At 73.4% G+C, this 14,565-nt stretch carries 15 protein-coding genes; 2 read left to right on the top strand and 13 right to left on the bottom strand.

Annotated elements, in window-relative coordinates:
• Window positions 1-9: 9 nt before the first annotated feature.
• The 12 genes from yajC to pgsA form a co-directional block, all read right to left on the bottom strand.
• Window positions 10-432: a preprotein translocase subunit YajC gene (gene yajC / locus BLU95_RS30660; protein ID WP_093862830.1), complete on the bottom strand. Its 423-nt coding sequence runs from the start codon at window positions 430-432 to the stop codon at window positions 10-12.
• A 259-nt stretch (window positions 433-691) separates the two neighbouring features.
• Window positions 692-1,783 carry a Holliday junction branch migration DNA helicase RuvB gene (gene ruvB / locus BLU95_RS30655; RefSeq protein WP_093862829.1) on the bottom strand — a complete coding sequence of 364 codons (1,092 nt, stop codon included), beginning with the start codon at window positions 1,781-1,783 and terminating at the stop codon, window positions 692-694.
• An 87-nt stretch (window positions 1,784-1,870) separates the two neighbouring features.
• Complete coding sequence (gene ruvA / locus BLU95_RS30650; RefSeq protein ID WP_093862828.1) at window positions 1,871-2,482, bottom strand: Holliday junction branch migration protein RuvA; 612 nt, start codon at window positions 2,480-2,482, stop codon at window positions 1,871-1,873.
• A complete protein-coding gene (gene ruvC, locus BLU95_RS30645) occupies window positions 2,479-3,033 on the bottom strand; it encodes a crossover junction endodeoxyribonuclease RuvC (RefSeq protein ID WP_093862827.1) in 555 nt (184 codons plus the stop codon). Before ruvC ends, ruvA begins: the two co-directional genes overlap by 4 nt.
• A 119-nt stretch (window positions 3,034-3,152) precedes the next feature.
• Window positions 3,153-3,911, bottom strand: a complete 759-nt coding sequence (locus tag BLU95_RS30640; RefSeq protein WP_093862826.1) for a YebC/PmpR family DNA-binding transcriptional regulator — start codon at window positions 3,909-3,911, stop codon at window positions 3,153-3,155.
• A 92-nt stretch (window positions 3,912-4,003) separates the two neighbouring features.
• Window positions 4,004-4,621, bottom strand: a complete 618-nt coding sequence (gene pdxT / locus BLU95_RS30635; RefSeq protein ID WP_093862825.1) for a pyridoxal 5'-phosphate synthase glutaminase subunit PdxT — start codon at window positions 4,619-4,621, stop codon at window positions 4,004-4,006.
• A gap of 88 nt (window positions 4,622-4,709) precedes the next feature.
• Complete coding sequence (pdxS, locus tag BLU95_RS30630; RefSeq protein WP_030300161.1) at window positions 4,710-5,621, bottom strand: pyridoxal 5'-phosphate synthase lyase subunit PdxS; 912 nt, start codon at window positions 5,619-5,621, stop codon at window positions 4,710-4,712.
• 235 nt (window positions 5,622-5,856) lie between these two features.
• Window positions 5,857-6,357: a hypothetical protein gene (locus tag BLU95_RS30625; RefSeq protein WP_045938307.1), complete on the bottom strand. Its 501-nt coding sequence runs from the start codon at window positions 6,355-6,357 to the stop codon at window positions 5,857-5,859.
• 74 nt (window positions 6,358-6,431) lie between these two features.
• A complete protein-coding gene (locus tag BLU95_RS30620; protein WP_093862824.1) occupies window positions 6,432-6,800 on the bottom strand; it encodes a 5-carboxymethyl-2-hydroxymuconate Delta-isomerase in 369 nt (122 codons plus the stop codon).
• Between the two features lie 144 nt (window positions 6,801-6,944).
• A complete protein-coding gene (locus BLU95_RS30615; RefSeq protein ID WP_093862823.1) occupies window positions 6,945-8,129 on the bottom strand; it encodes a glycosyltransferase family 4 protein in 1,185 nt (394 codons plus the stop codon).
• Between the two features lie 142 nt (window positions 8,130-8,271).
• Window positions 8,272-9,297, bottom strand: a complete 1,026-nt coding sequence (locus BLU95_RS30610) for a phosphatidylinositol mannoside acyltransferase (protein ID WP_093862822.1) — start codon at window positions 9,295-9,297, stop codon at window positions 8,272-8,274.
• 16 nt (window positions 9,298-9,313) lie between these two features.
• Entirely contained in the window at window positions 9,314-9,961 is a 648-nt protein-coding gene (gene pgsA, locus BLU95_RS30605) for a phosphatidylinositol phosphate synthase (RefSeq protein WP_030396022.1), read from the bottom strand.
• Window positions 9,962-10,186: 225 nt separating this feature from the next.
• Here pgsA and BLU95_RS30600 point away from each other — a divergent pair, with 225 nt between their 5' ends.
• Window positions 10,187-12,244, top strand: coding sequence for an elongation factor G-like protein EF-G2 (locus BLU95_RS30600; protein WP_093862821.1), 2,058 nt, complete (start codon window positions 10,187-10,189; stop codon window positions 12,242-12,244).
• Between the two features lie 45 nt (window positions 12,245-12,289).
• Here BLU95_RS30600 and BLU95_RS30595 read toward each other — a convergent pair whose 3' ends face one another.
• Entirely contained in the window at window positions 12,290-12,715 is a 426-nt protein-coding gene (locus BLU95_RS30595) for a thiol-disulfide oxidoreductase DCC family protein (RefSeq protein ID WP_093865242.1), read from the bottom strand.
• Window positions 12,716-12,901: 186 nt separating this feature from the next.
• Here BLU95_RS30595 and BLU95_RS30590 point away from each other — a divergent pair, with 186 nt between their 5' ends.
• Window positions 12,902-14,545 carry an AbeC-like domain-containing protein gene (locus BLU95_RS30590; protein WP_093862820.1) on the top strand — a complete coding sequence of 548 codons (1,644 nt, stop codon included), beginning with the start codon at window positions 12,902-12,904 and terminating at the stop codon, window positions 14,543-14,545.
• Window positions 14,546-14,565: the final 20 nt, after the last annotated feature.

The following is a 14,565-nucleotide window of genomic DNA, read 5'->3' as shown; positions in this document are numbered from 1 at the left end:
CCGGCCGTACTACTTGCTCGCGGGAGCGCCGCCCTCGGCCTCGGCCTTCGCGTCGCCCTTGGCGGCGTCGTCCTTGGTGAACGACAGCGGCTCGGCGGCGGCCGGCTCGATCTCGGCGTCCACCGCGTCCACGGCCTCGACCGGCTCGTCCTCGGCGGGGCGGCCGTTGATGATCGCGTCGTAGTCCGCGGGGTCCATGACCGCCGCGACGGCGCTCTTGGTGAAGTGGCTGACCACGCCCGGCGCGATCTCCAGCTCGACGGTCTCCTCGTTGACCGCCTTCACCTTCGCGTACAGACCGCCGATGGTCCGGACCCCCGCCCCGGGCTCCAGCGCCGTCTGCATCTGCTGCATCTGCGACTGGCGCTTCTTCTGCGACCGGAACATGAGCACGATCGCGAGGATCGGGAGGAGAAGGATGATGAGGTTCACTGCAGCCAGGGTCCTTTACGGGCCGCCGGCCGGCGGCCTGTGTGGTATTGGTCGTCCTCTCGGGCGAGAGGGGCGGTCCGGCGGAGTCTAGGCGACCCCGAACTGATCGGACAACGCCAAGCATCGCATCCTGCCGCCGAAAGTGGCGAGCCTCCGCCTGCACAGTTTCCCGGGACTTCTCCCCCGGATCCCCGCGCAACCCCGACCGCGGGCGCACACGCTCCGCATACGCTCCGCCCTCACCCGTTCGGCCTCCCGCTCAGTCCTCGGGGGTCCGGGGCCCGTCGGGGGCGAAGAGTTCGGGCTGGGCGGGCACCGCGCCGCGGCCCGGCCGGTCCGGCGGGACCAGGCCGAGGTGCTGCCAGGCCGCGGCGGTGGCGATCCGCCCGCGCGGGGTGCGGGCCAGCAGTCCCTCGCGGACCAGGAACGGTTCGGCGACCTCCTCGACCGTCTCGGCCTCCTCGCCGACCGCGACCGCCAGCGTGGACAGCCCGACCGGTCCGCCGCCGAAGAGCCGCAGCAGCGCGCCCAGCACCGCGCGGTCCAGGCGGTCCAGACCACGGGCGTCCACCTCGTAGACCTCCAGCGCCCGGCCGGCGATCTCGGCGGTCACCACGCCGTCGTGCCGCACCTGCGCGTAGTCGCGGACCCGGCGCAGCAGCCGGTTGGCGATCCGCGGCGTCCCCCGGGAGCGGCCGGCGATCTCGGCCGCACCGGCCGGGTCGATCTCCACGTCCAGCAGCGCGGCCGAGCGGTGCACCACCCGCTGCAGCTCGGCCGGGGCGTAGAACTCCATGTGACCGGTGAAGCCGAACCGGTCCCGCAGCGGCGGCGGCAGCAGCCCGGCCCGGGTGGTGGCGCCGACCAGGGTGAACGGCGGCAGCTCCAGCGGGATGGCGGTCGCCCCCGGCCCCTTGCCGACGATCACGTCGACCCGGAAGTCCTCCATCGCCATGTAGAGCATCTCCTCGGCGGGCCGGGACATCCGGTGGATCTCGTCGAGGAAGAGCACCTCCCCCTCGGCGAGCGAGGAGAGGATCGCCGCGAGGTCCCCCGCGTGCTGGATGGCCGGCCCGGAGGTGATCCGGATCGGGGCGCCCAGCTCGGCCGCGATGATCATCGACAGGGTGGTCTTGCCGAGCCCGGGCGGCCCGCTGAGCAGCACGTGGTCCGGCGCGGAGCCGCGCCGGCGGGCGGCCTGGAGCACCAGCGACAGCTGCTCGCGCACCCGTTCCTGACCGATGAACTCGTCCAGCAGCTTGGGGCGCAGCGCCGCCTCGACGGCCTGGTCCTCACCGTCGGCGGCGGCGGTCACCAGCCGGTCGGCGGGCTCGGAGTCGTACGGGCTCATCGGAGGGGGCTCCCACATGGTGTCGGCGGAGTGACGGGTCGTCGGTCGGCCTCGGCGCGAAAGTCGGCCTCAGCCCGGAAGTCGGCTTCAGCGCGAACGGTTGAGGCCGCGCAGCGCGAGCCGCAGCAGCGCTCCGACGTCCGGCGTCGACTGCGCCTCCGCCTCCGGGGTGACGGCGGCGACCGCCTCGTCCGCCTCCCGGGGCGCGTACCCGAGGCCGACCAGCGCGGAGTGCAGCTGCTCGCCCCACGGCGCCGGACCGGTCGCGACCGGCTTCTGCGCCGGGACCGCGCCGTGCGGCGCGCCCAGCTTGTCCTTGTACTCCAGCAGCAGCTTGGCCGCCTTGGCCTTGCCGATGCCGGGCACCGCCACCAGCGCCTTCTCGTCGCCGCTCGCCACCGCGGCCCGCAGCGCGTCCGGGCTGTGCACCCCGAGCACGGCCTGCGCCAGCTTCGGGCCGACGCCGGGCGCGGCCTGGAGGATCTCGAAGACGGCGCGCTCGTCGTCGTCGGCGAAGCCGAACAGGGTCAGCGAGTCCTCCCTGACCACCAGCGAGGTGGCCAGCCGGGCCGGCTCGCCCAGCCGCAGGCCGGCCAGGGTGGCGGGCGTGCACTGCACCGCCATGCCGACGCCGCCGACCTCCACCACCGCGAGGCCGGCGGAGATCGCCGCCACTGGTCCTTGCACGAAGGCGATCATCGGGGGGTTCCTCTCGGGCCGGGCGGGGAGGTGGTACGGGCGGCCGCCTTGATCGCGGCCTCCAGGCGGTTGGTGGCGCCGCCGCGCCAGATGTGGCAGATGGCCAGCGCCAGTGCGTCGGCGGCGTCGGCCGGCTTCGGCGGCGCGTCGAGCCGCAGCAGCCGCTGCACCATCGCCGTGACCTGGGCCTTGTCGGCCCGGCCGGAGCCGGTGACAGCGGCCTTGACCTCGCTGGGGGTGTGCAGGGTGACCGGTATGCCGCGCCGGGTGGCGCAGAGCATGGCGACCGCGCTGGCCTGCGCGGTGCCCATCACGGTGCGGACGTTGTGCTGGGCGAAGACCCGCTCGACGGCCACCAGCTCGGGCCGGTGCTCGTCCAGCCAGGCCTCGATGCCCTGCTCGACCAGCAGCAGCCGCGGCCCGATCTCCGCCTCGGCGGGGGTGCGCACCACCCCGACCCCGACCATCCGCAGCGGCCGGCCCGGCGCTCCCTCGACCACGCCGATCCCGCACCTGGTCAGCCCCGGATCGACCCCCAGCACCCGGACCAAGGCTCCCCCTTCGTCATGACGTCCTCCGACCTGCGAAGGCTACCGTCCACCACCGACAGCGCCACCGACGACACCGGCCCGGCGGTCCTGGGGACCGCCGGGCCGGAAGGGGGGCACGATCACTCGGAGTCGAGCTGCGCGCCGACCTCGTCGCTGATGTCGAAGTTGGCGAAGACGTTCTGCACGTCGTCGCTGTCCTCCAGGGCGTCGATCAGCTTGAAGATCTTGCGGGCGCCGTCGACGTCCAGCTCGACCTGCATGCTCGGGACGAAGTTGGCGTCGGCCGAGTCGTAGTCGACGCCGGCGTCCACCAGCGCGGTGCGCACGGGGACCATGTCGCCCGGCTCGGAGACGATCTCGAACGCCTCGCCGAGGTCGTTGACCTCCTCGGCACCGTGGTCGAGGACGATCTCGAGGAGCTTCTCCTCGTCCACGCCGTCCGCCTTCGGGACGATCACGACACCGCGGCGGTTGAACAGGTACGAGACCGAGCCCGGGTCGGCCATCGAGCCGCCGTTGCGGGTCATCGCCACGCGCACGTCGGAGGCGGCGCGGTTGCGGTTGTCGGTGAGGCACTCGATGAGCACCGCGACACCGTTCGGGCCGTAGCCCTCGTACATGATCGTCTGGTAGTCGGCCCCGCCGGCCTCCAGGCCACCACCGCGCTTGACGGCGCGGTTGATGTTGTCGATCGGGACCGACGCCTTCTTCGCCTTCTGCACGGCGTCGTACAGCGTCGGGTTGCCGCCCAGGTCCGGACCGCCGGTGCGCGCCGCCACCTCGATGTTCTTGATCATCTTGGCGAAGAGCTTGCCGCGCTTGGCGTCGATCACGGCCTTCTTGTGCTTGGTGGTAGCCCACTTAGAGTGGCCGGACATCGCCAGCTCCTTTACGTCGCCAATGGGAAATGAACAGATGAGATCTTACCGGTGCGGTCGGTCCTCACCCGCACACGGTCGTTCGCGCACCGTCACGCGGCGGCGAGGTGCTCCTCGACCATCCGCACGAAGTACGCGTGCACCCGGTGGTCGCCGGTGAGCTCGGGGTGGAACGAGGTGGCCAGCAGGTTGCCCTGACGCACCGCGACGATCCGGCTCTCCGGGCCGTCGGCGGCCGGCAGCTCGGCCAGCACCCGCACGCCCGCGCCGACCGCCTCCACCCACGGGGCCCGGATGAACACCCCGTGCACGGGCGCCTCGTCCAGACCCGTGAAGGCGACACCCGACTCGAAGGACTCGTTCTGGCGGCCGAAGGCGTTGCGGCGCACGGTCATGTCGATGCCGCCCACCGTCTCCTGGTCCTCGCGCCCGTCCAGGATCTTGTCGGCCAGCATGATCATTCCGGCGCAGGTCCCGTAGACCGGCATCCCCGCCGCCACCCGCTCGCGCAGCGGGCCCATCACGCCGAACAGCAGCGCCAGCTTGGACATCGTGGTGGACTCCCCGCCGGGGATCACCAGCGCGTCGACCTCGGCCAGCTCCTCCACCCGGCGCACCGGACGGGCCAGCGCGTCGGCCTCGGCCAGCGCGATCAGGTGCTCACGGACGTCGCCCTGCAGGGCGAGGACGCCGATGACTGGAGTGGACACTTCTCGTACCTCTTGACTCTCGAACGGACGACGCGCAGCGGCCCGCCGCGCCGATGATCACACCGTGCGGCGGGCCGTGGGAGGCGTATTACCAGCCGCGGTTGGCGTAGCGCTCGGTCTCCGGCAGGGTGTCGCAGTTGATGCCGACCATGGCCTCGCCCAGGTTGCGGGAGGCGTCGGCGATGATCTTCGGGTCGTCGAAGAACGTGGTGGCCTTGACGATCGCGGCGGCACGCTTCGCGGGGTCGCCCGACTTGAAGATGCCGGAGCCGACGAAGACGCCCTCGGCACCCAGCTGGCGCATCAGCGCGGCGTCGGCCGGGGTGGCCACACCACCGGCGGAGAACAGCACGACCGGCAGCTTGCCGAGCTCGGCGACCTCCTTGACGAGCTCGTACGGGGCGCGCAGCTCCTTGGCGGCGGCGTACAGCTCGTTGTTGTCGAAGCCGCGCAGCTTGGCGATCTCGTTCTTGATCTGGCGCAGGTGGCGGACCGCCTCGACGACGTTGCCGGTGCCGGCCTCGCCCTTCGAGCGGATCATGGCCGCACCCTCGGCGATGCGGCGCAGCGCCTCGCCCAGGTTGGTGGCACCGCAGACGAAGGGCGTGGTGAACGCGAACTTGTCGGAGTGGTTGACCTCGTCGGCCGGGGTCAGCACCTCGGACTCGTCGATGTAGTCGACACCCAGCGACTGGAGGACCTGGGCCTCGACGAAGTGGCCGATCCGGGACTTCGCCATGACCGGGATCGAGACCGCGGCGATGATCTCCTCGATCATGTTCGGGTCCGACATGCGGGCCACGCCGCCGTCCTTGCGGATGTCGGCCGGCACGCGCTCCAGGGCCATGACGGCCACAGCGCCGGCGTCCTCGGCGATCTTCGCCTGCTCGGCGTTGACCACGTCCATGATCACACCGCCCTTGAGCTGCTCGGCCATGCCGCGCTTGACCCGGGCGGTACCGATCTGCGGCTGGTCTGCGGTGGTGGGGGTGGTGGACACGTGAGACCTCACTCGAAGATGAACCAGTGCTATCGCCCTATGGTAGGCGGAAGAAACGGCCCCTCCATGCGCCACCAAGTCCAGCGTGCGTGACGGGATACGACAAACAGGCCGGATCCGGACCCACCCGCCGCAGCGGGTGGGACGCGTTCCGCCCGGCCGTGCCGGACTTGTCCCGACCGGTCCCGCCGCACTCGTCACCCGGTCCCCGCCGCGCGCCCCGCGCCGGCGCGCCCTACGCCGGCGCACCCTCCGGAGTGAGCGCCGACGGCGGCGCGTCGTCCATCTCGAACGCCATCGGGAACGGCGCCCGGCCCGCCAGCCGGAAGTACCGCACCAGCCGGTGCTCCCGCACCGCCCGCGCCGCCCGCACCGCGTCGTTGTGGAACCGCCGCGCCATCGGCACCCGACGCACGGCCGCCGTCAGGTCCCGCACCGCCTCCTCGCCGCCCGGCTCGGCCACCAGCACCGCCACCTGCTCCGGCTCCGCGAACACCGCCCGCAGCGCCAGGCTCAGCTGGCTCTCGGCCACCTCGCGCTGCTCGTCCTCCGCCTGCCGGGCCGCGTGCGCCGCGTCCAGCAGCAGCAGCGACGCCGCCGGGTCCAGCAGCGAGGACGTCGCCAGCTCCATCGCCACCGACGCCCGGCGGACCAACTGCGCGTCCAGCGCCGCCCGGGCGGCGTCGATCCGGGCGTGCAGCCGGTCCAGCCTCCCGGCCGTCCAACTCAGGTACATCCCGAACAGCACCACGGCCACGCCGGCCCAGATCCACGTAGTCACGGGGCGCTACGCTACCGGGTGCTTCCGGTTCACCCCTCGACCACCGTGTTCCGGTACGCCTCGCGGTCGATGTCGCGCACGTCCACCGCGAGCTGCAGCCGCTCCCCCGGCACCGGCTCCACCCGCTCGGCCAGCAGCGCCAGCACCGCGTCGGTGAGCGCCGCCTTCGCCTCCGGGGTCCGCCCCGGGAAGATCTGGAACTGCACGAACACCTGCGCCTCGGCCCGCTCGCCGAAGCCCACCACGACCTCCGGGTCGGTCTGCCGGAAGACCGTCTTGCAGCCCTCGGGCTTGGCACCGATGGTGTCCACCGCGAGCCGGTTGATCGCCAGCCCCAGCTCACGGCGGTCGAAGGAGTCGGCCAGGCTCGGCGAGTAGTCGACGGAGATCTGCGGCATCGGGGCCTCCGGAAGCACGGGGTCGGAACAGCGGACGGAACAGCGGGAGGGGACAGCGGGTCGGGACGGGCGCCGGGACCGCCGACGTCGCACCGCACGTCCGGCGGGACGACCGTCCGACCCTATCCGCGCCCCGCCGCCGGCTCAGTCCCGGGCCAGCCCGAACCGGCCACGCCGGCCGCTGCGCTCGTCCTCCTCGACCACCGCCGCCGCACCCGCCGTCACCGTCTCGTAGACGGCCAGGATGTCCGCGCCCACGGTCGACCAGTCGAACCGCCGCACGTGCCGCGACGCCGCCTTCCGCAGTTCCTCCAGCCGCCCCGGGTCCCCCAGCAGCCGCAGCGCCGTCCGCGCCAGCGCGTCCGCGTCCTCCACCGGGAACAGCTCGCCCGCGTCCCCGCCGTCCAGCACCTGCTTGAACGCGTCCAGATCGCTCGCCAGCACCGGCGCTCCCGCCGACATCGCCTCGACCAGGATGATCCCGAAGCTCTCGCCGCCGGTGTTCGGCGCCACGTACAGGTCCACGCTGCGCAGCAGCCGGGCCTTGTCCCGGTCGCTCACCATGCCGAGGAACTCCACCTGGGCGCGGACCTCCGGCGCCAGCCCGGCGACCGCCTCCTCCTCGTCGCCCTTGCCCGCGACCAGCAGCCGCACCCCGGGGCGCTCCGCCAGGATCCGCGGCAGCGCCGCCAGCAGCGTCGGCAGCCCCTTGCGCGGCTCGTTGATCCGCCCGATGAAGCCGATCGTCCCCGGGCCGCCGGCCGCCGCCCCGCCGGTCCAGCGGGCGTCCGGCTCGGCCTCCGCGAAGAAGCCCACGTCCACGCCGTTCGGGATCACCACCGCGTCCCCGCCCAGGTGCTCCACCAGGGTGCGCCGCGCGTACTCGCTCACCGCGATCCGGGCCCGCATCTTCTCCAGGCCCGGCTGGAGGATCGGCGAGGCCGCGATCATCGCCCGCGAGCGCGGGTTCGAGGTGTGGAAGGTGCCCACCATCGGCCCCGAGGCCGACCAGGCCGCCAGCATCGACAGGCTCGGCGAGGCCGGCTCGTGCACGTGCAGGATGTCGAACCGGCCGTCGTGCAGCCACCGCCGCACCCTCGCCGCCGACAGGATCCCGAAGCTCAGCCGCGCCACCGAGCCGTTGTACGGCACCGCCACCGCCCGCCCCGCCGAGACCACGTACGGCGGCAGCGCCTCGTCGTCCTCGGCCGGCGCCAGCACCGACACCGCGTGGCCCAGGCCGATCAGGTGCTCGGCGAGGTCCCGGATGTGGAACTGCACGCCACCGGGGACGTCCCAGTCGTACGGGCAGACGATGCCGATCTTCACGGGTCTCCTCGAAAGTCCTGCGGACGGTACGGGCGGTGCGGGCGGTACGTGCGGCGCGGGCGGCACCGCCGGTCCGGTACGGGCGGTACGGGCGGCACCGCCGGTCCGGGCGGCGGGTACGGAGCGGACGGCGGGTCCGGCCTCAGGCCCCCGACGCCCCCGGTGCCTCGGCCGCCTCGGCCGCCGGGTTCGCGACGACCGGACGCGCGGCCACCGGGTCGGCGGCCACCGGGCCCGCCGGGCGGGCCGGCCCCGACTCCACCGTCTCACGGACCGGGAGGTCGGCCAGCCAGAAGCGCTGCAGCATGTGCCAGTCCTCCGGGTGCTCCCGGATCGCGTCCTCCCAGACGTCCGCCATCGCCTGCGTCATCACCCGGGTCTTCTCCGCCCGGTCGCCCTCCGCCGGCACCGGCACCTCCGGATGGATCCGGCCCCGCAGGATCCGGCCCTCGTACCAGAGCGAGACCGGCATCAGCGCCGCCCCGGTGCGCTGGGCCAGCGCCGCCGGACCGGCCGGCATCCGCGTCGCCTCACCGAAGAACGACACCCCGATACCCGCCTCCGAGAGGTCGCGGTCCCCCACCAGGCAGACCAGCTTCCCCGCCCGCAGCCGGCGCGCCAGCGTGCCCACCACGTTCACCGAGCCGCCGGTCAGCGGGAGCACCTCCATGCCCAGGCTCTCCCGGAACGCCACGAACCGGTCGAACAGCCGCTCCGGCTTCAACCGCTCCGCCACCGTCGTGAACGGATACCCCAGCGAGGCCACCCAGGCACCCGCGAGGTCCCAGTTGCCCATGTGCGGCAGCGCTATCACCGCGCCCCGCCCCGACTCCAGCGCCTCCCGCAGCTGCTCGAAACCGTCCACCCGGACGTCCCGCAGCACCCGCGCGCGACCCCAGACCGGCAGCCGGAACGACTCCTGCCAGTACCGCATGTACGAACGCATCCCGGCCCGCGACAGCTCCCGCAGCCGGGCCTCGTCCGCGTCCGGGCACACCCGCAGCAGGTTCGCCTCCAGCTGCAGCACCCGCTTGCCGCGCCGCCGCCACGCCGAGTCCGCCAGCCGGTCGAACAGCGCCCGCGCCGCCGGCTCGGGCAGATGCCTCAGCACCGCCCAGCCCGCCGCGTACGCCGAGTACACCAGCCGGTCCACCACTCGTTCCTTCATCGCGGCACCGCCCCCTTCAGCTCCCGGCCGACGCCCGGTCCGCCTCGAACGCCTCGCGGCGCACCGTCACCATCCGCTGGACCACCGTCACCAGGCTGCCGGCCGCCACCAGCCACAGCGCCACCGGCAGCAGCCACTCGACGTACGGCACACCGAACGTCGCCAGACCCGCCACACCGGCCGCCACCAGGCTGATCACCAGCCGCTCGGCCCGCTCCACCAGCCCCGACACGTCGCACGGCAGCCCCTGGCTCTCGGCCCGGGCCTTGGTGTACGACACCACCAGCCCGCTCGCCAGACAGAACACCGCCACCGCGCACAGCAGGTCGTTGTCGCCCTTGCCCGCGTACCACATGGCCAGGCCGCCGAAGATCGCGGCGTCCGCGACCCGGTCCAGCGTCGAGTCGAGGAACGCCCCCCACTTGCTCGTCCGCCCCAGCTGCCGCGCCATGTTCCCGTCCACCAGGTCCGAGAAGATGAACAGCGTGATCGTGATGGTGCCCCAGAAGAACTCCCCGCGCGGGAAGAACACCAGCGCGCCCGCCACCGAACCGGCCGTACCGACCAGCGTCACGGTGTCCGGGCTCACACCCAACCGGATCAGGAACGCGGCGAACGGGGTCAGGACACGTGTGAAGAAGGCACGCGCGTATTTGTTGAGCATGGCCTTCCCGACCGCTCCGATCTGCCTGGTACCCGCCTGCGGCGGAGAATGCGGCAGACGACCCGACGGATCAGCCCGCCCGGCGCACCCATCGTAGCCACGCCCGCCGACACTCCCCGCCCACCGACCGCTCGCGCGCCCGCCGACGCCTTCGTACCGCGCCCGCCGACGCCTTCGACCCTAGACTTTCACCGACAGCCCCCGGCGCGACGGGAGGAGACCCCGATGCCCGACCGCAGCACCGCCCGGGCCGGCCAGGCCCCCGCCGTCACCGGACCGCGCGACCTGCGCAACGTCGCCCTCGTCGGCTGCGCCGGCGTCGGCAAGACCACCCTCGCCGAATCACTGGCCCTCGCCGCCGGCGCCCTCGGCCGGGCCGGCAAGGTCGCCGACGGCACCACCGTCTCCGACCACGAACCCGTCGAGCACCAGCAGCAGCGCTCCGTCCAGCTCTCCGTGCTCCCGCTCGAATGGCGCGGCGTCAAGATCAACCTGATCGACCCGCCCGGCCACCCCGACTTCGCCGCCGACCTGAGCGCCGCCCTGCACACCGCCGACGCCGCCGTCTTCGTGGTCTCCGCCACCGACCCGGTGACCGCGCCCACCCGCGCCCTGTGGCGCCGGTGCGCCGCCGAGAACATCCCCCGCGCGATCGCCGTCGCCAAACTCGACATCGCCCGCGGCAGCCTCGACGAGATCCTCACCGCCTGCCACGACGCCTTCGGCCTGGGCCCCGACACCCTCCGGCCGCTCTTCCTCCCGGTCCACCACGACGGCCGCCCCGACGGCAGCGTCGACCTCCTCACCGGCCACACCTACGGCAGCGCCGACCCCCTCCCCGACACCGGGCCCGCCCGCGAGAGCCTCGTCGAAGCCATCTCCGGCCAGGACGACACCCTCATGGAGCAGTACCTGGCCGGCGACCCCCTCGACACCGACGCCCTCGAAGCGGGCCTGCGCCGCGAGGTCCTCGGCTGCGCCCTCCACCCCGCCGTCCCCACCAGCGAGCACGGCCTCGGCGCCACCGAACTCCTCGACCTCATCACCAGCGCCTTCCCCGACCCCACCGAACGCACCCGCCCCGGCCCCGCCTGCGACCCCGACGCCCCCCTCGCCGCCCAGGTCGTCCGCGTCACCGGGGACGCCTACGTCGGCCGCGTCAGCCTGCTGCGCGTCTGGGCCGGAACCCTGCGCCCGGACACCCGCATCCGCCTCACCGGCCCCCACCACCCCGCCGACCAGGACGGCGAGGAACGCGTCACCGCCCTCACCAGCCCCTTCGGCAAACTCCAGCGGGCCGTCCCGCACGCCGTCGCCGGCGACCTCGTCTGCGTCGCCAAACTCGGCACCGCCCGCTCCGGCGACACCGTCCAGGAACCCGGCCACCCGGTCGAACTCGACACCTGGCCGCTCCCCGACCCGCTGCTGCCGATCGCCGTCGAGGCCCACAGCAAGGCCGACGACGACAAGCTCTCCCAGGCCCTCGCCCGGCTCGCCGCCGAGGACCCGGCCCTGCGCCTCGAACAGAACCCCGACACCCACCAGCTCGTCCTCTGGTGCACCGGCGAGGCCCACGCCGAGACCCTCCTCGACCGCCTCCGCAACCGCCACGGCGTGCACGTCGACACCGTCGCCCACAAGGTCGCCCTGCGGGAGACCTTCGGCACCGCCGCGGCCGGCCACGGACGCCTCGTCAAACAGTCCGGCGGCCACGGCCAGTACGCCATCTGCGAGCTGGAGGTCGAACCCCTCCCCGCCGGCGCCGGCTTCGAGTTCCAGGAACACGTCGTCGGCGGCGCCGTCCCCAAGCACTTCATCCCCTCCGTCGAGAAGGGCGTCCGCGCCCAGCTCGCCAAGGGCGTCGCCACCGGCCACCCGCTCGTCGACGTCCGGGTCACCCTCACCGACGGCAAGGCGCACTCCGTCGACTCCTCCGACTCCGCCTTCCAGAACGCCGCCGCCCTCGCCCTGCGCGACGCCGCCGAACACGCCGTCATCCGGCTCCTCGAACCCGTCGCCGCCGTCCGCGTCCTGCTGCCCGACGACTACCTCGGCGCCGTCCTCGGCGACCTCTCCGCCCGCCGCGGCCGCGTCCTCGGCACCGAGACCGCCGGCCCCGGCCTCACCCTGCTGCGCGCCGAGGTCCCCGAACTCGAACTCGCCCGCTACCCCGTCGACCTGCGCTCGCTCACCCACGGCACCGCCGAGTTCAGCCGCTCCCACCTGCGCCACGAACCCATGCCCGCCGCCCTCGCCGCCCGCTTCACCGACCAGGACGACTGAACCCCCGGCGGCCCCTGCCGCCGGGTCCCCTCAGGCGCCGGGCCGTCAGCGCCGCGGCAGCGCGCAGGCCGCCGTCCCGCCCGGCATCCGGTGCCGGTGACGCGCCACCCAGCGGTACACCAGGCCCGCCACCGGCCGCACCGGCGCCAGCGCCAGCACCCCGCCCAGGTACGCCCACACCCCGCCCGAACGCATCAGCAGCCGCGCCACCGCCTGCGCCCCGCCGTACACCCGTCCGGCCGGCGTCACCCAGAGCACCTCGCGCTCCGCGCGCTCCCACGACACCTCGCCGCGCCCCCCGGCCGACGCGTCCAGCCCCGCCAGGTCCGCGAACTGGAACGGCACCGCCTCCCAGCCGCCCGACGCCAGGGTCTGCCGGAGGAAACGCTCCGCCCAGGTCGCACACGTCGTGCAGAACGCGCAGTCCCCGTCGAAGACCAGAACCGGATCCGTCAGCGCATCGCTCTCCATGCCGCCCATCGTGCCCCATCCCTCCCGGCCGGAGGGTCCCGGGGCGCGTCGAACAGCCGAAACGTGGGCATCATGCCCCACGGGCCCGGCGTGGCCCGTTCGTGACGCCAGTTCAGACGATCATCCGCGCGCCGGTACCCCGGCGCGGTACCCTGCCGCAGGACAAGGGGAGGAGGGGACGCCACCGTGACCACACTCGACATGACCCCGGGTGCGCAGATACCCCGGACCGACGCCGGCCCGCAGACCGCCGGCACCCAGGCGCTCTCCTCGGCCGCGTACCGCGACGCCGAACTCACCGGCGACGCCGGGAAACTCGACGGGGCCAATGCCAAGAAGGGCCGTTTCGCCCTCTTCAGGCCCAACTTCGGCGAGGCCTTCAGCAAGGCGCTCATCTCCCGTGCCCTCGGCGGCGACCGCAAGCCCCTGGTGCCCGCCTTCGGCGTCGACACCCGCCAGGTCGTCGAGCACTGCCTCGCCGCCGAGGAGATCCGCCGCGGCCGCGACCGGCAGCTGTCCACCGTCTCCGTCGTCACCGGCCTGCTCTTCCTGCCCGGCACCCTGATCTGGCTCGGCGCCTTCCAGCTCCGCGCCTGGCTCAAGCGCGACAACCCCAAGAACGCCGGCGTGTACGGGGGCGTCGTCCTCTTCCTCGCCGCCGCCGTCGCCGTCCTGCTCGCGATCAGGCCCCCGGCCGGCGGCATCCTCGGCCTCTACCTGCGCATCGTCATGCTGGCCCCGGTCGTCGGCTGGTACCTCGCCAAGCGCATCGTCGTGCGCACCGCCCTCGACCTGCGCGCGCGCTGGCTGCAACTCGTCGAGGGCAACGCCGTCGCCGCGACCGTCCCGATGGCCGTCCCCCGCGACGACCTCGACAAGAAGGCCGCCGACCTGCGCGCCAAGCTCGGCCGGCTGGAGTCCGAGCAGGAGACCAACGTCCATCACTACGCCGGGCCCAAGGGCATCCTCGGCGCCGGCCGCCGCTGGGGCGAGTGGAAGCTCATCGACACCCTGCGCCCCGCCGAGGGCCAGATCGACTTCCGCCAGTTCCACCCCTGGGACCTCGTCCGCAAGATCTCCGGCCACCTCAAGGCCCTCGGCATCAGCGAGGTCGCCAACAGCGGCATCCCCGACGTCCGGATCAAGCAGTGGGTGGTCTTCGAGGTCGGCGAGAACGCCGACGAGATCAGCCGCCCCGGCAGCGCCGACATGGACGGCGACCACATGCGCGACTTCGCCGTCCAGGCCATCGCCGACAAGCAGACGTTCGGCGGCGGCCCCCGGCACTACCTCGCCACCCAGTTCATCACCCACGACGGCAAGCTCGTGCTGACCTTCACCGTCACCGTCGCCCTGCTCGCCAACACCCTCAACGTCACCGTCGCGGCCTTCGCGCTCGGCCCGATCAACGGCTACTTCTTCGACAAGCCCAAGGACAAGGAGAAGTCGGTCGCCAAGACCGTGCGGTTCTGGGAGGAGCGCACGGTCAAGCTCCCGCTGATCGACAACGACGAGGTCGTCCGGCAGGCCGTCCGCGCCCCCTTCTACCGGATGCCGAGCCTGCTGTCCTGGCTCGGCGGCGGCCTCGGCCTGCCCGAACCCTTCGGCCTGCGGCACATCTGGGCCGGCCAGCCCTGGGACACCCGCACCATGGCCGACAACGCGCTCAACGTCTCGCACCCGGTGATCGGCGCCGTCCACACCGCGACGATGGAGTTCCTCGCCGAGCACGACCTCGACACCGAACGCGCCTTCAAGGGCCGCGCGGCCGGTCTCAAGGCCGAGGCCCAGGGCAGCCGGCCGTTCAAGGTCGACCGCTACGACGCCTGACCGGGCCGCCGCCCCGCCGC

This window comes from Streptomyces sp. TLI_053, from assembly GCF_900105395.1.
Lineage (GTDB): Bacteria > Actinomycetota > Actinomycetes > Streptomycetales > Streptomycetaceae > Kitasatospora.
This window is presented reverse-complemented; position numbering and strand designations above follow the sequence as displayed.

What these genes read in the sequence shown, in the direction of transcription:
- ruvB (WP_093862829.1), bottom strand. Translation starts at nt 1,783, where the DNA reads ATGAGCCCGTACGACTCCGAGCCCGCCGACCGGCTGGTGACCGCCGCC.
- ruvA (WP_093862828.1), bottom strand. Translation starts at nt 2,482, where the DNA reads ATGATCGCCTTCGTGCAAGGACCAGTGGCGGCGATCTCCGCCGGCCTC.
- BLU95_RS30640 (WP_093862826.1), bottom strand. Translation starts at nt 3,911, where the DNA reads ATGTCCGGCCACTCTAAGTGGGCTACCACCAAGCACAAGAAGGCCGTG.
- BLU95_RS30625 (WP_045938307.1), bottom strand. Translation starts at nt 6,357, where the DNA reads ATGTACCTGAGTTGGACGGCCGGGAGGCTGGACCGGCTGCACGCCCGG.
- BLU95_RS30620 (WP_093862824.1), bottom strand. Translation starts at nt 6,800, where the DNA reads ATGCCGCAGATCTCCGTCGACTACTCGCCGAGCCTGGCCGACTCCTTC.
- BLU95_RS30610 (WP_093862822.1), bottom strand. Translation starts at nt 9,297, where the DNA reads ATGAAGGAACGAGTGGTGGACCGGCTGGTGTACTCGGCGTACGCGGCG.
- pgsA (WP_030396022.1), bottom strand. Translation starts at nt 9,961, where the DNA reads ATGCTCAACAAATACGCGCGTGCCTTCTTCACACGTGTCCTGACCCCG.
- BLU95_RS30600 (WP_093862821.1), top strand. Translation starts at nt 10,187, where the DNA reads ATGCCCGACCGCAGCACCGCCCGGGCCGGCCAGGCCCCCGCCGTCACC.
- BLU95_RS30595 (WP_093865242.1), bottom strand. Translation starts at nt 12,715, where the DNA reads ATGGAGAGCGATGCGCTGACGGATCCGGTTCTGGTCTTCGACGGGGAC.